We start from the raw sequence: 18,294 nt of genomic DNA on the forward strand, positions 1-18,294 counted from the left end.
TGGCTACCATCTACAGAGGACGAGATCGGCTTCCGCGCAGGCGACGACGTACTCCGTCTCGCCGGCACCACGGCAGTCGCGTCCGGTGCCGGTTCGATGTTCCACATCAATGCTCCACACCGATGTTCCACACCAGAGACGGGAGTACACCGGGTGACCGCTGGAGGCGACCGAATGGTCGGCGTCGTGCTCGATCGGCGCTATCGGATCGAATCGCGGATTGCGCGCGGCGGGATGTCCACGGTCTACCGCGCGACAGATCTGCGTCTCGATCGTCCGGTCGCGGTGAAGGTCATGGATCCGCAGTTCGCGGCCGATCCGCAGTTCCTCGCCCGCTTCGAGTTCGAGGCACGTGCCGTCGCACGACTCAACCACCCCGGTCTCGTCGCCGTATACGACCAAGGCCAGGACGGTGACCACGTTTTCCTGGTCATGGAACTGGTCGAAGGCGGCACGCTGCGCGAACTGCTCCGCGAACGCGGACCGATGCCGCCGCACGCCGCCGCTGCCGTCGCCGCGCCCGTCCTCGGAGCGCTGGCTGTCGCCCACCGCGCGGGTCTCGTGCACCGCGACGTCAAACCCGAGAACGTTCTCATCTCCGAGGCCGGAGAGGTCAAGATCGCCGACTTCGGTCTGGTCCGGGCCGTCGCGGCGGCCACCACGACCTCGCGCAGCGTCATCCTCGGCACGGCGGCGTACCTGTCTCCCGAGCAGGTCACCGCCGGGAGCGCGGACGCCCGCAGCGACGTCTACTCCGCCGGCGTCCTCGTGTTCGAGATGCTCACCGGCCGCACGCCCTTCTCGGGCGACACGTCACTGTCCGTGGCATACCAGCGCGTCGAGAAGGACGTGCCCGATCCGGGGTCCTGGATCGACGGGGTGCCCGAGGAATTCGACGAGTTGGTACGCCGCGCCACCGAACGCGAGCCGGGCGAACGGTTCGACGACGCCGAGGCGATGGCCCGCGCCCTCAACGACGCGTGTGAAGCGCTCGACCTTCCCCGTTACCGGGTACCGGCTCCTCGCCGGTCGGCTCTCGCGACGAGCGCGGCGCCCGCCGCCGCAGCTACTGCCTCTGCGGGAGGTGCGGCGGGAGGTGCGGCGTCCCGGGCGGAACCTGCCACGACGGTGATCACGTCGCCGGAGTCGACGTCGTCGCACGCTCCCACCGCCGTCCACCCGGCCGTAGCCGAGCAGGGCGCCGCCGCGGATCCCGGCGCGGTGCCGCAAGCCGAGCTGCATCCCACCCGCACGATGCACACCAAGGTCGTCACGCAGCCGCATCCTCGCTCCGACCCGGAGCAGCCCGCGCCGCAGCCCGACTACGCGCACGAGCATCATCGGCACCGGCGCTCGGTAGTCGGGTGGATCGCGGCGATTCTCGTACTCGCCCTGTTCATGGGCATCGCCGGATGGTGGCTCGGCGCCGGCCGGCTCACGGACGTACCGACGGTCAACGGACTGGACCGCGCGGCCGCGGTCTCCGCGATCGAGGCGGCCGGGCTGACGGCCGAGGTACGCGGCGAGTATTCCGACGACATCCCGCCCGAGACGGTGCTGGGCACCGATCCCCCGACGGGCTCCCGTGTCCCGGACGGCAACTCCGTGGCGCTACTGGTCTCGCTGGGGCCGCCCACGGTTCCGAACGTCCCCGGATCAGGTGAGCTGTCGGTCGTCGAGGACGAATTGCGCCGGCGCACGTTCGAGCCCGTGGACGGCGGAAGCGCCTTCAGCACGACTGTCCCCGAGGGCGGGGTCGCAGCGCTCGATCCGGCGCCCGGGACAGTCCTGCCCGTCGGGTCGCAGGTCGAAGTGGTGGTGAGCAAGGGTTCCCCGCCGGTGGACCTGCCCGACCTCGCCGGACGGACCGTCGACGACGCCCGGCGCATCCTCGACGAAGCCGGCCTGACGGTGCAGGACGTGCGGGAGGTGTTCGATCCCGAGGTCGACGGCGGTCGCGTCGCGGGCACCGATCCGGAGGCGGGTACCGAAGTCCGCGCGGGCAGCACTCTGACGTTGCTGGTGTCCAACGCGGTCAAGGTGCCGTCGATGCTCGGACGGTCCGTCGGCTCGGCACGGGACGAACTGCGGGAACTGGGATTCGACGTGTCGGTGCGGCAGGTCGCCGACTCCGACCGCTCCGTGGTGATCGCTCAGAGCCCGGGCGCGAACGGTCGCGCCGAAGAGGGCAGCACGATCACACTGACCGCGCTGCCCTGATCGGTTCCGCCACCGGGGTAGTGATATCCGGGGCGGAGCCGTATCGGGGGCGGAGTGCTAGCCCCGCAGCATCTCGGCGACGAGGAACGCCAGTTCGATCGACTGCTGGGTGTTGAGCCGGGGATCGCACGCCGTTTCGTACCGACCGTGCAGGTCGAGGTCGGAGATGTCCTGAGCGCCGCCGAGGCACTCGGTGACGTTCTCGCCGGTGAGTTCGATGTGGATGCCGCCGGGGTGGGTGCCGAGCGCACGGTGCACCTCGAAGAAGCCCTGCACCTCGTCGACGATGCGGTCGAAGTGGCGGGTCTTGTACCCGGTCGATGCCTCGTGGGTGTTGCCGTGCATCGGATCGCACTGCCAGATCACCTTGTGGCCGGTGGCCTCGACGGCAGCGACGATACCGGGCAGCACGTCCCGGACCTTCCCGTGGCCCATACGGGAGATCAACGTCAGGCGACCGGGCTTGTTGGTGGGGTCGAGGCGCTCGACGTATTCGGCGGCCATCTCCGGTGTGGTCGACGGGCCGATCTTCAGGCCGATCGGGTTCGACAGCAGTTCGGCGAACGCGATGTGCGCTCCGTCGAGCTGACGGGTGCGGTCGCCGATCCACAGGAAGTGGGCCGACAGGTCGTACAGACGCGGTTCGTCACCGGAGGTGTCGAGACGCAACATCGCGCGCTCGTAGTCGAGGACGAGTGCCTCGTGGCTGGCGAAGATGGTCGCGGCGCGCAGGTTGGGGTCGACCACGCCGCAGGCATCCATGAAGCGCAGGCCGCGGTCGATCTCGGAGGCGAGCGCCTCGTACCGCGCACCGGCCGGCGACGACGCCACGAAGGCGCGGTTCCAGTCGTGCACGCGGTGCAGGTCGGCCTCACCGGCGGCGGTGGCGGCGCGCACGAGGTTCATCGCGGCACTGGCGTTGGCGTAGGCGCGTATCAGCCGCGACGGGTCGTGTGCGCGCACACTCTCCTCGGCGACGAGAGAGTTGATCATGTCGCCGCGGTAGGACTTCAGGCCGAGCGCGTCCGTGTCGGACGAGCGGGGCTTGGCGTACTGACCGGCGATCCGCGCGACCTTGACCACGGGCGTCGACGCTCCGTAGGTGAGGACGACGGCCATCTGCAGCAGCGTGCGGATGTTGCCCTTGATATGCGGTTCGGTGTTGTCGGCGAACGTCTCCGCGCAGTCGCCTCCCTGCAGGAGGAAGGCCTCGCCGCGGGCGACGGACGCGAGCTGTCGCTGCAGCTCCTCGACCTCGCTCGGCACGGTGATCGGGGGCACGCTCTCGAGCACGGTCCGCATCGCGGCCGCCTGATCTTCCGGCCAGCTCGGCTGTTGCAACGCCGGCTTGGCGAGCGCCGCGTCGAGTTGGTCGCGCAGCTCCGCCGGAAGTGGAGGCAGTTCGGGCAAGCGGTCGATCGGCACGTCCACAGTCCAGTTCACAGAACCAGGATATGACCCGGCGCGCTCTGCCGTGCGATCACCCCGTATCGCGGTGTCACCGGGAGCGGCGCGCGACCTCGATCGCCTCGAACTTCGCGAGGTTGTGGCGGGCGTCGGCGAGCGCGTCGTGGTTGTCGTCCGGGACCCGGGGCAGCGGGGGCCGGCCTGCGTATTCCCAGTGCTGGCGCAGTTCGCGCGTGTACCTCGGGAGTACCTCCGGCAGTTCCGGCATGGTTCCCCACAATTGCACCAGGACGACGTGGTCGTATGCGCCGATCCACGCCCAGAGTTCCGGCTGGACGCCCGGCCTGGGAACGAGGAACTTCAGCAGGTCGTCGCGGATCCGCTCGCGCGAACGCCACGCGGGATGCGACCGAGGAGGCAGCTTCGGGAGAACATTGCGGCGCACCCACTCCCCGGCCCGGTCGGGATCGAACTCCGTTGACACCGCGTAGAACTCGCGTCCGTCTTCGCAGGCGACACCGATCGATACGAGTTCGATGGTTCGACCGTCCTCGATGAACTCGCAGTCGTAGAAGTAGCGCACGTACTCACATTATGCCGGTGGGACCGGCGAGCGTGCCCGCGGGGTCGCGGCGCGATCAGCCCGCTTGGGTGTCGGGCAGGCGATCCGCCGCCGGAGGCTCGACGGCAGCCTTCCCTTCCGCGATGTCCTGGGGCTTCGGCTCCTTGAGGGAGGCCGCATAGATGTCGACGTACTCCTGGCCCGACAACTGCATGAGCGCGTACATGACTTCGTCGGTGACGGTGCGCTCGACGAACCGGTTGCCGCCCATCCCTTCGAAACGCGAGAAGTCGATGGGCTTGCCGATGCGTACGGTGACCTTCGCCGGACGCCACATCTTGGATCCGATGGGGTTCATCTGGTCGGTCCCGATCATCGCAACCGGAATGACGGGGACGCCGGTCTCGAGCGCGAGCCGGGCGAGGCCGGTCTTGCCCTTGTACAGACGCCCGTCGGGCGAGCGGGTGCCCTCCGGGTAGATGCCGAGGAGTTTCTGCTGACCGAGGACGCGGATGCCGGCCGCGAGAGCGTCCTGCGCGGCATCGGCGCTGGTGCGGTCGATGGGCACCTGGCCGGCCGCGGAGAAGAACCAGCGCTGGAAGCGACCCTTGAGGCCCGTGCCGGTGAAGTACTCGCTCTTGGCGAGGAAGGTGATCCGCCGCCGCACCAGGAGGGGAAGGTAGAACGAGTCGAGGACCGCGCGGTGATTACTCGCCAGGATGGCCGGACCGTTGACGGGGATATGTTCGCCGCCTTCGAATTTCGGGCGTCCCATCAGCAAGAGCAGCGGGCCCAGCAGAACGTACTTCAACAGCCAGTACCACATGGCATCCTTCCCCGACATAGATCGGTCCCCGACATAGATCGGTGCGGGCAGCACAACCGGCCCGTCGGTCGACTCTACGACGATGCGCCCACCACACGCACATCGGCAACGTGCCCGGCCCCACGCATACGCCGCCGAGGTGACGAGGATCTCACTCCTCGATCGCCGTGCGGGCGAGGTCCGCCGCCCCGACGAGCCCGGCCGCGTCGCCGAGTTGGGTCACGCGGACCCGCGCGAGAGGCCGATGCCCGGCACCGGTGGTCGCGGCGGCGTAGCGCTCTCGGGCGTCGTCGAGAAACAACGACGCCGAGCCGGACACCCCGCCTCCCACCACGATGATTTCGGGGTCGTAGATGTCGGCCACCATCGCCAGTCCCAGCCCGAGCCACCGGGCGAACTCCGCGATCGCGGCCACCGCGAGTGGGTCGCCGTCCTGCGCGGCGCCGGCGATCCGGCGCCCGGTGAGCGAACCGGGATCGGCGGCGACGTGTGCCGCGAGCTGAGACCTGCCGGGGTCCGCGGCAAGCATCTCCACCGCGGTATCGACGAGTGCTGTTCCGCTGCAGTATCTTTCCCAGCACCCACGCTTGCCGCACGGGCACGGCCGCCCGTCCGGCACCACCTGGAGATGGCCGAGTTCCGGCGCGACGCCGTAGGCCCCGCGGTACAGCCGGCCGTCGATAAGCAGGGCGGCACCGATTCCGGTTCCGAGTGCGACGACCACCGCGACTCTGCTCCCGGCCGCCGCCCCGAACCGGTACTCGGCCCACGCCGCGGCGTTGGCGTCGTGCTCGAGCACTACGGGCAACCCGAATCTCTCGGTGAGCGTCGCCCCGACCGGGGCACCGACCCACGGGAGATGCGGCGCGAACCGCACGGTGGTGCAGTCGGCCGTGAGGAATCCCGCGACCGCAAGACCGACCGCAGCGACATCGTTACGTTCGGCGAGCTGCCGTACGACGCGGTGCAGGGCGTCCTCGAGTACGGGGGCCGACCCGGGAGTCTGCGCTCGCACCGAATCGACCACTTCGCCGCCACGGTTCACCACCGCAGCGCGGATGCTGGTGCCGCCCACATCGATTCCGATCGTGTGGCGGTCGGATGAATCGCGCTGCCGCGGGTCCGGGTTCATACCTACAGCCTGCGGGGTCAGGGGCGGATGGTGACGGAAATCGGCACGAATCCCCCGCCGTTGTCGCGAGGCTCCGGGGGCGTCGGATCCGTGGGCGCCGACGGGTCGGGCCGCGGTGGGAGATACCGCGCGAGCAGTTCGCGTACCAGCGCGATGAACGCCGCGAGCTGGGACGCGAGGCGTGTGAGCAACTCGTGGTTCTCGCCGTTGACCAGCGCCGCCACCGCACACACCGGGCACCAGGAGCATCCGGTGGTCGCCGGCCGCCCGGATTCGCCTGCGTCGGCGTGCGCTGCCGCCTTCTCCGGAACCGGGTCCGGGACGTCGCCGCGACCGGCAAGTTGTTCGGCCACGCCGTCCATGTAGTCGAGAACCGTGTCGGCCAGGACCCGCAAGTCGGCGAGGAGGGCGTCGTGGTCGTTCTTGCTCACTGCGGCCACACCGCCGGGTCGGGCACGAAGCGCACGAGCAGATCGGTGCCGTCGAACTCCGCGTCGGACACCGTGCATCTGCGCAGCACCGAGGCGAGGTGCACCCGGCGGCGGATGCCGTCGGCACCGACCACCAGGTGGTCGTCGACTCGTCCCAATGTCAGCGACGCCGGGTCCGCCAGCGGCAGATACATCCGCATCGCATACACCGCGTCCACCCCCGTCCCCGATTCGTGCTGTACGCGAACCCGTTCCACGCCGTCGCGAAGGGTGGCCGGATCGCAGAGATCCCGGATATCGGTCGCCAGGTCTCCGAGAGACGCCCACCCTACCGGTTCTTCGTCGCGTTGCTCACACCCGACCACCGGCACCTCGGTGACGATCGAGGTCATCTCGTCGAGCACCGCCAGTTGGTCGGCACGCCGGCGCGCGAGCCACCCGGCTGCCGGACCGTCGCCGTCGAATGCCGGCACGATCCCGTTGGCGACGACGGCCTCGAGTGTCAGGCCGATCAGAGCGGCCCACGAGCGGAGCCGGACCATCTCCGCACGACCCGCACGGTCGGGAGTGGAGACGAGCACGGCGGTGGTCCTGTCCGGGTTCTCGAACAGGTCGCGGGTGGCCGCGATCCCGGAGAGAATCCGGTCGAACAACGCCACGACGACCGTCAGGCGCGGGTCCGGTCCGATCGCCGCCTCGACGCGGCTGTGCTGCGGCCAGATGCGGTCCATGTAATCCGAGATCGTGCGCGGCGCCGCGAGCATGCGCACCGCGTCGGCCGATGCGGGGGCGTCGACGATCACGGTGTGCCAGCGTCCGCTGTCGGCCAAGCGCGCCACTTCCGAGAGGGCGAGCAGTTCCTCCACCCCGGGAAGGCCGGTGAGTTCTTCGGGCGCGGGCAGAGCGAAGCGGTCGCCGTGCTCGTGGCCCGCGGCGATGGACGCCAGCGACGCCAGGCTCGCGAAGCGTTGCTCGAGCAACGCGAGCGAATCGACCTCGATCAGGTCGACTCCGTCGCCTGCCGAGCGCACACCTTCACCGGGGGCGACGTCGAGGACGCCGGACAGCGAATGCGCCTGGTCGATCGAGGCGATGAGCACCGGTGCGCCGGTGCGGGCGATGCCGAGCGCCGTCGCCGCGGCCAGCGTGGTCTTGCCTGCTCCGCCCTTGCCGAAGAACACACGCACGCGCGCGGGGGTGGCCTCGCTCGAGGTGCTCAGCCCTCCACCTGCTTCTTCAGTTCCTTGAGCGCGGTGTCGGTGATGACCTTCTCCGCCTTGCGCTTGAACAGTCCGATCATCGGGATGTTGACGTCCACGGTGAGCTGGTAGTCGACGACCGTTCCGCCGTCCGGGGTGTCGTTGAGAACGTACGAGCCGGACTGCGCCTTCTGGATCTCTCCGGATTCGAGTTCCCAGCTCACGGCGCGGCCGTCTTCGGCCCACTGGTATCGCAGGACGTACGTGTCCTTCACGATTCCGGCGTCGAGCACGAAGCGGACCCGGTCGGCGAGACCGTCCGGCCCGGTGCTCAGTACCTCGACGGTTTTGGCGGCTTCGACCCATGTCGGGTAGGCGGCGAAGTCGGCGATGACAGCCATGACCCGATCGGCCGGCGCATCGATGGTGATCGACCTCTTGGTCTTATCGGCCATGCGATGAATGCTCCCTTTCGTCCGTCCACCCGACACGGCGCGCTCGGCGCCGTCGCCGTTGTCTACCACACACCGTATCCGGCGGCTACGACCTCACAGGCGCGGGGATTCGCCCGCCGGACGACCCGCCTCGAGGCGTGCCTTCACCTCGAACGCCATCTTCTTTCCCGCGACGCGCCGCTCGCGGGTGATGCCGGCGATGTTCAGCGATGCGATGCGCGACGGTGCGACACCCGTCGGTTCACAGTGCAGGAAGTAGTGGACGACGGCTCCGTCGAGAACCGGTTCGATCCACACTTCCATCGTTCCGTTCAGCGGGCCTGCGACGGCCCATCGGATGCCCTTCTCGGCTCGGTCCTCCCGGACCGTGAGCGCGAGCTCGGGCCACCACTCGCGCCATCGCGCGGGCGACGCCAGCGCGGTCGCGATCCGTTCCGGGGGTGCGGCGATGAAGGTTTGGTCCGCCACCTGAATGCTGCTCACGGGGACAGCTTCACATATCCGCCGAGGGTGTCCGTCCGTCGCCCCGCCGATCGGGATCCGTCGCCGAAGGCGCAGGGTCCACCTCGAGGAGCCGGCGCAGCTTTGCGCCCAGTACGTCCCATCGCCACTCTGTCGAGACCCATTCGCGTCCCGCCGCACCCATCGTCGCGGCCCGGTCCCGGTCGGCGAGGATCCCGCTGACGGCTGTCGCGATCGCGGTCACGGACGTGCCGTCGACGACGAACCCGGTCTCCCCGTCCCGCACGGTTTCGGGCGCGCCCCCGGACCGCCCCGCGACCACGGGGACACCCGTCGCGGACGCTTCGAGATACACGATGCCGAGTCCTTCGACATCGAGTCCCCCACCCCGGGTCCGGCACGGCATGGCGAACACGTCGGCGATGGTGTGATGCGCCGCGAGTTCGGCGGCGGGAACGCCACCGGTGAAGACGACGTGGTCGGTGACACCGGTGCGGTGCGCGAGGTCGCGGAGCCGGTCCTCGTAGGGGCCACCGCCGACGATGACGAGGACCGCGCCGTCGATCCGGCGCCGGATCTCGGGCAGCGCGCGGATCAGCATGTCCTGGCCTTTGCGCGGCACGAGCCGCGACAGGCACAGCACCGTCGGGCGGTCGCCGAGCCGGTACCGGGCGCGCAACTCGGCGCGTGCGACCGGGTCCGGGCAGAAGACGTCGGTGTCCACGCCCGACGGGAGGTGCTCGAGCGCGGCATGCGGGCCGAAAGCCGACGCGAATCGGCTGCGCGTGTAGCGGCTCACATAGGTGATGGTGTCGGTGTGGTCGCCGATCCGGCGTAGCGCCTGACGTCCGCCCGGCACCATCGACCAGCCGACCTCGTGACCGTGGGTACTCGCGATCACGCGCTGCGCCCCGGCGCGTCGCATGGCGGGAGCCATCAGCGCCAGCGGTGCGGATGCTCCGAACCACACGCTGTCGCAGCCGTACTCGGACACGAGGCGCGCGGCGCGTCGAGCGACGTCCGGGGTGGGGAGCATCAGCGTCGTGGGATGCCGCACCACCTCGTACGGCTGCTGCGCGTCGAACGTCACGTGACTGTCCCCGCGCCAGCGAGGCGCATAGACAACGAGATCCTCGGCACGCAACTGCCCGGCGAACGCCTGCAGGTACGACTGGATACCGCCGGGTCGGGGCGGAAAGTCATTCGTGACCAGCAGAGTTCGCGACATGGCTACACCGTAGCGATGTCCGGACCGGGTCCGGATGGACGGGTCGGCTCAGCCCACGGTGAGTCGTTCGGAGACCCAGTCGCCCCACCGGCCGACGTAGTCGCCGGTCCCGAGTCCCACGACCTCCCGGAGCGCGTCGTCGACCTCGTCCGGCTCGGCCGGTCCCGTCGAGAGCGCTCGGTACAGCGACGTCAAACTGTCGACGCCGAACTCCTCGGCGGTGAATGCCGCGACCGACCACGCCTTCTCGTAGGCGCTGCGTGCGCCCTGACCGGCGGTGAACTCGGCATCGTCGGGTAGCGCACGGGGCAGGCCGTTGCGGAGGGAATCCTGGACGAGGGTCGGTGCGATCCGACGAAGGTCGTTCGCGGTGACGCCGCCCGCTGGGTCCGTGCCCGTTCCGCGGTACCCGATGTAGTCGGCATATCCCTCGAGGACCCACAGCGGGGAGCCGTCGACCGTCTCGGTCCGGGTGGCGATGTGCACCATCTCGTGCCGCAGCAGCGCGCGCAGACCCTGACGGGTGAGGCGTTCCCCAGCATCCGGAGCGAAGACGATCCGCTGCCCGGTCGCGGTGTCCGTCCCCGGCCGGACGGCGTCCGAGACGGCGACGGCCGCGATTTCCTCGCCGTCGTGGCGGGTTCCCACCTGGTGTGTGAATTCCTCCCGCGATCCCGTCGCGACGACGAGGGCGCGCCGTGACCATTCCTCTCCCCATACCTCGGAGACGGCGTCGACGGCGGAGTCGAGTTCGGTCGCCGTCGCCTCGATGAGGTCGCGGCGATCGGTGGGTCCTATCACCAGCGAGCGGCCTCCGGAGGTCGCGACCTCCGCGACGTGGAGGGGTCCGTGGTCCCAGGGGCCGCGCCACGTGACCGCGCCGGGGATCACGGGTGCATCGTCTGCGAGCAGCCATCCGCCGGACCGCTCGACGAACAACGCCGTGACGGGACGGCGGGTCGGTTCCTCGTCGACGCCGTCGACCGCGTAGCGGAGATAGACGATGTGCGCGCGCACCGGGTCCGCGCCGAACGCGGCGGTGAGCGTCGTGGGTACGTCGAGGTCCGGTTCGGGTCCCATCTCGTATCCGAAATCGGCGAGGGGCACCGCCCGGAGCGACTCCGCGCGCAGCGTTTCGGACTCGAGCAGCGCTGTGGCGGCCGGGTCGATCACCGACGCCAGCGCGTCGCGGTCGGCGCGGCGCACCGCATCCGCCCAGCGATCGACCAGCGACTGCAGTTCGGTGCGGGTCGTCCGATCGGTGTCGGCCGAGTCCGCGGGTGCGACGACGAGCAGCACACCGGCAGTGACGACGGCGAGGACGAGCCCGGCCAAGCCGAGACGTTCCCACCGCCGATGACGGTTTGTCGACGCAGGCGCAGGCACGGCGGCCAGTGTAAGGGGCCGCCCGCCCGGTCAGTAGCGGCGTGCGCTGTGGAAAGGGAAGCTTGCCATCGACTGCACCTTCACCGGCACACCGAACGTGGACGCGTGCACGATGTTGCCGTCACCCGCGTAGAGGCCCACGTGGGAGGCGTCGTCGTAGAAGATCACCACGTCGCCGGGCTGAAGGTTGTCGCGCGAGACGGGGATACCGCCCTGCGCCTGGGCCTGGCTCGAGCGCGGCAGGGTCTTGCCCACCTGGTTGTACGCCCACACGACGAGACCCGAGCAGTCGAACTGGTTCGGTCCGGTCGCGCCCCACACGTACGGGTCGCCGATCCGGGTCATGGCAGCACGGAGCGCTCCCCCACCGGTGCCGGGAACGAGGTGCTGCAGGATCGTGTCGGCGTCGAGACCGGGCGGGAAGGGAGTGCCCGCGAGCACTTCCTTTTCCTGGTCGCTCAGCGCGTCGAAGGCGTCGAGGACGCCGGCGATATCGGCTTCGAGTTCGGCCTTGCGGCGTTGCAGATCGTCCCGGAGTACCTGCGCCTCCGCGGCGGCGACGGCGGCGGCTTCCGCCGATCGCTGTGACGAGGCGGCCACTTCGGCGGCCGCGGCCGTGGCGACCTTGAATCGTTCGACGTCGCGGGCCGTCTGGGCGCCGAGGACGTCGAGCAGCACCATCTGGTCGAGCATCTGCTGCGGGGAATCACTGACCATGAGGGCGAAGAGCCGGTTGGTGCGGGCACCCCGGTAGTTCGCCTGCGTGAGTTTGTCCACGGTGGGCTTGAACCGGGCGACCTCGGCGCGCGCCAGATCCAGCGCGTCGCGGTCCTCGGCGGCGACCGCCTCGGTGGACTGCTGGTCGGCGATCTTCTTCTCGAGGTCCAGCCCGGCGTTGTGAAGGGCTTCGGTGGTCTGTTCGGACCGACGGGACAGGTCCGCCAGGTGTTCGAGCTTGGCCGTGGGGCTGTCGCCCACCGGCTGCGCCCCCGCGGGCGAGGTGGAGACGGCCAGTGCCATCAAGACCGCAACCGCCAGCAACGCACGAATTGCCTGCTTCGTCCTATCGGAAACCACGAAGGCGCATCCTTTCCAAAGGTCTCGATGAGGTTACGGAACGGCATACGTTTGTGTCTACCCGGTGGTAGCAACCCGGACTACGACGTGAGGGTGGGCCCGGCCTGAGCCGGACCCACCCTCACGTAGCTGCATACCGACGGATCAGAAGCGGCGTGCTCCATCGACCGGCATCGAGTCGAGCGGCGCGATCTTCACCGGCTGGCTCGAGGTGGACGCGTGCACGATGTTGCCGCCACCGACGTAGATCCCGGTGTGGCTTCCGCCGTAGAACGACACGACATCGCCCGGCATCAGGTCGGAGATGTTCACGGCCTGACCGGCAGATGCCTGGTCGTAGCTGGTGCGGGGAACGTTCAGTCCGGCCTGCTGGTAGGCCCACTGCACGAGACCGGAGCAGTCGAACGAGTTCGGGCCGGCGGCGCCGTACACGTAGGGGGACCCGATCTTGCTCTGGGCGGCGTCGGCCGCACGCTGGCCGACCGAGGTGTACGGGGCGGTGAATGCCGCAGGCGCGGGGGCGGTTCCGGCCTGCTGGGGGATGAGGTTGGCGACCTCGGGCGGCAGGGTGACGCCGGCGGGGAGGTCGAAGGATCCCACACCGGGGATGGTGACGGTGTCCGCCATGGCGGGGCCGGCCGAGACGGTGACTGCGCCGAGCGCGATGGCTCCGGCGACGAGCGCGCGCCGAACGGTGCGCTTGTTGTTCTGCGAAACCACGAGGGGGGTGCTCCATTTCTTCCGTTCACCCGCCGACCGAGTTAGCTGACGGGTTCGGGCCGGAAGTCAGCCCTACCCTTCGCCGGCGAGCGGCTGAAGGGATTCACCCCAGGTACTAAGTGGGTCCCCGGCTCGGATGCTCCGCGACTGGAGCCTCCGATTAGGCGGTGACCGAGCGGCTCCGACACGGGAGTGGGCCGGAAAACTCTCCGCTTGGTCTCGAGAAGATTACGAAACGGCAACGGAGAAGTCGAGTGCCTCGCGTGAGCATTGTCCCTTTTGGTTTAATTTTCGTCACTTTTACGCCGGACGCTCCCCTTCGGTAACGAAGCAATAACGACCGGTCTGCTTTACCTCGCGCGCCGCGCGCGCCGCGGCGGGGTCCACCCCGGTTCCCACGACGTCCGTGCGGACGCTTTCCCAGGTCTCCGGCCCATTCTCCCGGCGGGTGCGCCCTCGCGGCCGCCCCGTGCCGGCGCGGCCGCGGGGGCGGGCCGATCGGTATGTTTCGAGGCAGTCCAACGGCCCTGTGTCCCAAACCGAAAGACCCCTGTGACGCTCGTCTCTTGCGCCCGTCCAGACCCCTGCCGGCGTCGTTTTCCGAGGTGATGTCACGGCCCGGGCACACGCCGTGACGGAGGGGCCGGAGGCCGTGTCGGTGCCGATTCCTAGGCTCGCCGCATGACGTCGCCGCCACGGTTCACCGAATCCGGTCGCGGAGTCCAGCTCGGCTTCGACGAATTGGACACCCCGCTCCGAGACACCACCTTCGTCGTCGTCGACTTGGAAACTACCGGGGGCCGGGCGGGCGACGACGCGATCACCGAGATCGGCGCGGTCAAGATCCGCGGTGGAGAGGTCCTCGGCGAGTTCGCGACGCTGGTGGACCCGGGACGTGCGATCCCACCGCACATCGTGCAGCTCACCGGCATCACCACCGCGATGGTGTACGCCGCACCGAAGATCGACGAGGTGCTGCCGGCGTTTCTCGAGTTCGCCGCGGGTTCGGTACTCGTCGCCCACAACGCCGGATTCGACGTCGGTTTCCTCAAGGCCGCGACTGCCCACTGCGGCGCGGCGTGGCCGCGTTTCCCCGTGGTCTGCACAGTCAAACTGGCGCGTCGCGTCCTCGGCCGCGACGAGGCACCCTCGGTGAAACTCTCGGCACTCGCCCAGCTCTTCCGCGTCTCGACGCAGCCGACACACCGCGCGCTCGACGACGCCCGCGCCACCGTGGACGTCCTGCACGCGCTCATCGAGCGCGTCGGCAATCTCGGCGTCCACAGTCTCACCGAGCTCCGGGACTACATCCCGGCCGTCACCGGCGAACAACGGGCCAAGCGCACGCTCGCCGCGCACCTGCCCCGGCGACCGGGTGTCTACATGTTCCGCGGACCGTCGGACGAAGTGCTCTACGTCGGCACCGCCGTCGATCTCCACCGCCGGGTCCGCTCCTACTTCACCGGGTCGGAGACGCGTCCACGGCTGCGTGAAATGGTCGCGGTGACCACCCGCATCGACCACGTCGAGTGCGCCCACGGCCTCGAAGCGGGTGTGCGCGAACTCCGGTTGCTCGCAGCGCATGCGCCGCCCTACAACCGCCGCTCGAAGTACCCCACCCGCGGGTGGTGGATCGTGCTCACAGACGACCCGTTCCCGCGTTTCGCGGTCAGCCGCACCCCCGCGACCGATGCGATCGGGCCGTTCTCGGCGCGCACAGCGGCGTCCGAGGTCGCGGCCCACCTCGCCGAACTGTGCGGGATCCGCACCTGTACGCGCCGGATCGGCCGTACGGGCAAGCACGGGGACCGGTGCCTGCCCGAGGCCGTGGGTGCGTGTGCAGCCGCGACCTTCGGAGTTCAGGACGCGGCCGCGTACTCGACGCAGGTCGAACGGGCCCGCGCCGTGATCCGGGGTAGCGACGACGAGGTTCTCCGCGACCTGCACGGCCGGCTCGACCGGCTCGTTCTCGACGAACTGTTCGAGAATGCGGCACGTCTGCGCGACCGCGCGGCCGGCACGCTGCTGGCCCTGCGACGCACCCAGCGACTCGCCGCGCTCGCCGCGGTGGACGAACTCGTCGCGGCGCGTCCACGCGACGAGGGCGGGTGGGAGTTCGCGGTCGTGCGGGCGGGAAGACTCGCCTCCGCCGGGGTGGCGCCTCGGGGGGTGCCGCCGATGCCCGTCGTGGACGCGATCGTCGCGGCTGCGGAGACGGTGCGACCGATCCCGGGGCCGTTCCGGGGCGCCTCGCCCGAAGAACTGGGCCTGGTGGCACGCTGGCTGGACTCCGGGGGCGTCCGTATCGTCCGCACCAGCCACGGGTGGTGCGAACCGGCTCTCGGCGCCGGTCGCTGGAACGAGTGGGCCGAGAAGGCACGTGACGCCCGCGCGGTATCGGCGGTGGCGCCCGACGAGCGGACGACCACCTAGTCTGATGGAACCCGAGGAAGGCAAGGAGCCCTCATGATCAACGCCATCGTCCTGATCGACGCCGAAGCGCACCGCATTCCGGAGACCGCGCAAGCGGTGGCCGACCTGGCCGGGGTAGACAAGGTGTACTCGTGCGCCGGGGACGTCGACCTGGTGGCCCTGGTGCGCGTCCGCGACCACGAGCAGATCGCCGAAGTGGTCACGCGCGGCATCAACAAGGTCGAAGGCGTGACGAAGACCGTCACGCACATCGCTTTCCAGTCCTACTCCAGCGCGGACGTGGACGCGGGTTTCTCGATCGGTAGCTGATCCGCCCGGCGGACGAGTGTGGGCCCGGACTCCGACGAGTCCGGGCCCACACTCCGTTCGCGTACTCCTTATATTCCCGGCGCGGCACCGAGCCGGGTGGTCACCTCGGACCACGTGCGGAGGACTTCTTCGGCCCGGCCGGTGTCGATCGCGGCAGCAGCGGCCTCGAGTCCGGCCGCGAGTGCCTCCTCGAGACTGTCGCCGATCCCCCGGAACGCTGCGATCGCGCCGGCCGCGTTCAGCAGGACCGCGTCGCGCACCGGCCCGGTCTCCCCCGCCAGGACCGCGCGGGCGATGGCGGCATTCTTCTCTGCGTCTCCGCCGCGTAGCGCCTCGAGCGGTACCCGGGTGATGCCGAGATCGGTCGGGTCGAGGGTGACGACCCGGACCTCGCCGTCCCGCACGATGTGGACGGTGGATGTGGTCGAGGTGGTGAGTTCGTCGAGGCCGTCGTCGCCGCGTACCACCAGCGCGGAGTTCCCGCGCTGGGCGAGCACACCGGCGACCGTGCCGACGAGGTTCTCGAAAGCGCATCCGATCAGACCCGCGCGCGGGCGCGCCGGGTTGGTCAGCGGCCCCAGCACGTTGAACGCTGTCGGGATGCCGATCTGCTTGCGCGGGGCCGCGGCGAACCGGAGCGCGGGGTGGTAGACCGGCGCGAAGCAGAAACCGATGCCTGCCTCGGCGACCGACTGGGCCACCGCCTCCGGCCCGAGGTCGATGTGGACGCCCAGTGCCTCGAGCACGTCGGCGCCGCCGCTCTTCGACGATGCCGCCCGGTTGCCGTGCTTGACGACGCGGATGCCGGACGCCGCGACGACGATCGACGCCATCGTCGAGATGTTCACGGTGTCGGCGCGGTCACCGCCGGTGCCGACGACGTCGACCACGTCGTTGTCGACGGGCACGAGCCGGGCGTAGCCGAGCATGGTGTCCGCGAGCGCGCGCAGCTCGTCGGGGGTTTCCCCCTTCATCTTCAGCGCGACACCGAAGGCGGCGATCTGCGCGGCGGTCGCGTTGTCGGAGAAGATCTCCTCCATCGCCCACTGTGCTTGTTCGCGCGAGAGATCGTGCCCGGCAGTCAGCGCACCGAGGACCGACGACCAGGTGGTCCCCGTCCCGTCCACCACTCGAGTCGCGTTCATCGCACCTGACCTCGCCGCATGCCGCTCCCTACCGGGCACCGGTGTGCCCTCCGCCGCGAAGCTTAGTCAGGCGATACCGGGGGCTGTAGCGCGTCCCACCCCAGCGCGGTGCCACCGAGTCGCTGCGCGAGCGAGACCATGCGGGACTTCTCCTGGGCGCAGTGCATCGCGTCCAGAACCTGGGTGCGCTGCAACACCAGTGCTGTCAGGCTTGCGTCCCCGGCGACCGGCGCCTCCATCGGGGCGCCGCTGACGGTATAGCCGTCCTGTGCGGCCAGTTCGACGGCTCGGTCGACAGCGTCGGGCGGAAGGGTGAGATGGTGGCGCAGTACCGCCTCGTCGGATTCCGTCCAATACGGCTCCGATTCGGCACCGCGCGTCAAGGCCGTCGAACACGCCTCGGCGTCGTCGAACGAGGACACCACTACGACGAGATCCGTACGCTCCCGGTCGAGGGGGGCCCGGCGCCTGGACACCATCGCGCGGAGCCGGTCCCACAAGCCACTTCCGGTACTCATAGCACCAGGTTCGCACGTCCCCCGAAGGCCCGCACAGTGACCCCACCAGGGAAATTATCTGGGCGCGACCAGCACTGACGCGCCTATTTCGGCCCCGATTGCCCAAGACGTACTACGACGGGTCATACTAGCCAGCGTGACGAGCGCAGTAGGGACTTCAGGATCTGCAATCACACAGCGCGTGCACTCGTTGAACCGGCCCAACCTGGTCAGCGTCGGCACCATCGTGTGGTTGTCCAGCGAGCTCATGTTTTTCGCAGGGCTCTTCGCCATGTATTTCGTGGCACGGGCGCAGGCGCCGGAGGGCATGTGGCCCCCGCCGCCCACCCACTTGAACCTGTGGCTGGCGGTTCCGATCACCACGGTGCTGATCGCCTCCTCCTTCACATGCCAGATGGGCGTGTTCGCTGCCGAGCGCGGCGACGTCTTCGGGCTGCGACGGTGGTACCTGATCACCCTCGCCATGGGCACGTTCTTCGTGCTCGGGCAGGGCTACGAATACATCACGCTGGTCTCGGACGGCACGTCCATCTCGAGCAGCGTCTACGGCTCGGTGTTCTACATCACCACCGGCTTCCACGGCCTCCACGTGATCGGCGGCCTCGTCGCCTTCGTGTTCCTGCTGGTCCGTACCCGCGTCAGCAAGTTCACGCCCGCGCAGGCCACCGCAGCCATCGTCGTTTCGTATTACTGGCACTTTGTCGACATCGTGTGGATCGCACTGTTTGCCACGATCTATTTCATCCGTTAGCCAGCTGAACGCACAGGCAGCCCCCTGACGTCC

At 69.4% G+C, this 18,294-nt stretch carries 18 protein-coding genes and 1 riboswitch; of the genes, 4 read left to right on the plus strand and 14 right to left on the minus strand.

Annotation, left to right across the window (positions count from 1 at the left end):
* The first annotated feature begins 153 nt into the window (after positions 1-153).
* Complete coding sequence (gene pknB, locus HF877_RS05585) at positions 154-2,220, plus strand: Stk1 family PASTA domain-containing Ser/Thr kinase (protein WP_169620181.1); 2,067 nt, start codon at positions 154-156, stop codon at positions 2,218-2,220.
* A 57-nt stretch (positions 2,221-2,277) separates the two neighbouring features.
* Here pknB and HF877_RS05590 read toward each other — a convergent pair whose 3' ends face one another.
* The 12 genes from HF877_RS05590 to HF877_RS05645 form a co-directional block, all read right to left on the minus strand.
* Positions 2,278-3,663, minus strand: coding sequence for a 3-deoxy-7-phosphoheptulonate synthase class II (locus tag HF877_RS05590; protein ID WP_169620182.1), 1,386 nt, complete (start codon positions 3,661-3,663; stop codon positions 2,278-2,280).
* 55 nt (positions 3,664-3,718) lie between these two features.
* Positions 3,719-4,210 carry a polyadenylate-specific 3'-exoribonuclease AS gene (locus tag HF877_RS05595; RefSeq protein WP_169620183.1) on the minus strand — a complete coding sequence of 164 codons (492 nt, stop codon included), beginning with the start codon at positions 4,208-4,210 and terminating at the stop codon, positions 3,719-3,721.
* Positions 4,211-4,265: 55 nt separating this feature from the next.
* Positions 4,266-5,015 (minus strand): lysophospholipid acyltransferase family protein, encoded by a 750-nt coding sequence (locus HF877_RS05600; RefSeq protein WP_169620382.1) that lies wholly within the window; start codon positions 5,013-5,015, stop codon positions 4,266-4,268.
* A 151-nt stretch (positions 5,016-5,166) separates the two neighbouring features.
* On the minus strand, positions 5,167-6,147 hold the full coding sequence (locus HF877_RS05605) for an ROK family protein (protein ID WP_169620184.1): 981 nt from the start codon (positions 6,145-6,147) through the stop codon (positions 5,167-5,169).
* A 17-nt stretch (positions 6,148-6,164) separates the two neighbouring features.
* Positions 6,165-6,578, minus strand: coding sequence for a hypothetical protein (locus HF877_RS05610; protein WP_169620185.1), 414 nt, complete (start codon positions 6,576-6,578; stop codon positions 6,165-6,167).
* A complete protein-coding gene (locus tag HF877_RS05615) occupies positions 6,575-7,765 on the minus strand; it encodes an ArsA family ATPase (RefSeq protein WP_169620186.1) in 1,191 nt (396 codons plus the stop codon). The genes HF877_RS05610 and HF877_RS05615 overlap by 4 nt, the downstream gene beginning before the upstream one ends.
* A gap of 29 nt (positions 7,766-7,794) precedes the next feature.
* On the minus strand, positions 7,795-8,232 hold the full coding sequence (locus HF877_RS05620; RefSeq protein WP_169620187.1) for an SRPBCC family protein: 438 nt from the start codon (positions 8,230-8,232) through the stop codon (positions 7,795-7,797).
* Positions 8,233-8,325: 93 nt separating this feature from the next.
* Complete coding sequence (locus tag HF877_RS05625) at positions 8,326-8,715, minus strand: polyketide cyclase / dehydrase and lipid transport (protein WP_169620188.1); 390 nt, start codon at positions 8,713-8,715, stop codon at positions 8,326-8,328.
* 10 nt (positions 8,716-8,725) lie between these two features.
* Positions 8,726-9,922, minus strand: a complete 1,197-nt coding sequence (locus HF877_RS05630) for a glycosyltransferase family 4 protein (protein WP_169620189.1) — start codon at positions 9,920-9,922, stop codon at positions 8,726-8,728.
* Positions 9,923-9,970: 48 nt separating this feature from the next.
* Positions 9,971-11,308 (minus strand): hypothetical protein, encoded by a 1,338-nt coding sequence (locus tag HF877_RS05635; protein ID WP_169620190.1) that lies wholly within the window; start codon positions 11,306-11,308, stop codon positions 9,971-9,973.
* Positions 11,309-11,338: 30 nt separating this feature from the next.
* Positions 11,339-12,328, minus strand: coding sequence for a C40 family peptidase (locus HF877_RS05640; protein WP_169620383.1), 990 nt, complete (start codon positions 12,326-12,328; stop codon positions 11,339-11,341).
* A gap of 201 nt (positions 12,329-12,529) precedes the next feature.
* Positions 12,530-13,105 (minus strand): C40 family peptidase, encoded by a 576-nt coding sequence (locus HF877_RS05645; protein WP_169620191.1) that lies wholly within the window; start codon positions 13,103-13,105, stop codon positions 12,530-12,532.
* A gap of 14 nt (positions 13,106-13,119) precedes the next feature.
* Positions 13,120-13,282: riboswitch (cyclic di-AMP (ydaO/yuaA leader) on the minus strand.
* 504 nt (positions 13,283-13,786) lie between these two features.
* Here HF877_RS05645 and HF877_RS05650 point away from each other — a divergent pair.
* Together HF877_RS05650 and HF877_RS05655 are read left to right on the plus strand one after the other, a co-directional pair.
* Positions 13,787-15,538 (plus strand): DEDD exonuclease domain-containing protein, encoded by a 1,752-nt coding sequence (locus HF877_RS05650; RefSeq protein WP_169620192.1) that lies wholly within the window; start codon positions 13,787-13,789, stop codon positions 15,536-15,538.
* 33 nt (positions 15,539-15,571) lie between these two features.
* Complete coding sequence (locus HF877_RS05655) at positions 15,572-15,847, plus strand: Lrp/AsnC ligand binding domain-containing protein (protein WP_072699135.1); 276 nt, start codon at positions 15,572-15,574, stop codon at positions 15,845-15,847.
* Between the two features lie 68 nt (positions 15,848-15,915).
* On the opposite strand, the gene trpD is transcribed toward HF877_RS05655, so the two are convergent.
* Complete coding sequence (trpD, locus tag HF877_RS05660; protein WP_169620193.1) at positions 15,916-16,992, minus strand: anthranilate phosphoribosyltransferase; 1,077 nt, start codon at positions 16,990-16,992, stop codon at positions 15,916-15,918.
* Between the two features lie 62 nt (positions 16,993-17,054).
* On the minus strand, positions 17,055-17,510 hold the full coding sequence (locus tag HF877_RS05665) for a hypothetical protein (RefSeq protein WP_240952034.1): 456 nt from the start codon (positions 17,508-17,510) through the stop codon (positions 17,055-17,057).
* Positions 17,511-17,646: 136 nt separating this feature from the next.
* On the opposite strand from HF877_RS05665, the gene HF877_RS05670 reads away from it, so the two are divergent.
* On the plus strand, positions 17,647-18,261 hold the full coding sequence (locus HF877_RS05670; protein ID WP_169620194.1) for a heme-copper oxidase subunit III: 615 nt from the start codon (positions 17,647-17,649) through the stop codon (positions 18,259-18,261).
* Positions 18,262-18,294 lie beyond the last annotated feature (33 nt).

Source organism: Rhodococcus sp. BL-253-APC-6A1W (assembly GCF_012843405.1).
GTDB lineage: Bacteria > Actinomycetota > Actinomycetes > Mycobacteriales > Mycobacteriaceae > Rhodococcus.

Coding starts and splice junctions, on each gene's coding strand:
- HF877_RS05600 (WP_169620382.1), bottom strand. CDS start 5,015: ATGTGGTACTGGCTGTTGAAGTACGTTCTGCTGGGCCCGCTGCTCTTG.
- HF877_RS05605 (WP_169620184.1), bottom strand. CDS start 6,147: ATGAACCCGGACCCGCGGCAGCGCGATTCATCCGACCGCCACACGATC.
- HF877_RS05620 (WP_169620187.1), bottom strand. CDS start 8,232: ATGGCCGATAAGACCAAGAGGTCGATCACCATCGATGCGCCGGCCGAT.
- HF877_RS05630 (WP_169620189.1), bottom strand. CDS start 9,922: ATGTCGCGAACTCTGCTGGTCACGAATGACTTTCCGCCCCGACCCGGC.
- HF877_RS05640 (WP_169620383.1), bottom strand. CDS start 12,328: ATGGCACTGGCCGTCTCCACCTCGCCCGCGGGGGCGCAGCCGGTGGGC.
- HF877_RS05650 (WP_169620192.1), top strand. CDS start 13,787: ATGACGTCGCCGCCACGGTTCACCGAATCCGGTCGCGGAGTCCAGCTC.
- HF877_RS05655 (WP_072699135.1), top strand. CDS start 15,572: ATGATCAACGCCATCGTCCTGATCGACGCCGAAGCGCACCGCATTCCG.
- trpD (WP_169620193.1), bottom strand. CDS start 16,992: ATGAACGCGACTCGAGTGGTGGACGGGACGGGGACCACCTGGTCGTCG.
- HF877_RS05665 (WP_240952034.1), bottom strand. CDS start 17,510: ATGAGTACCGGAAGTGGCTTGTGGGACCGGCTCCGCGCGATGGTGTCC.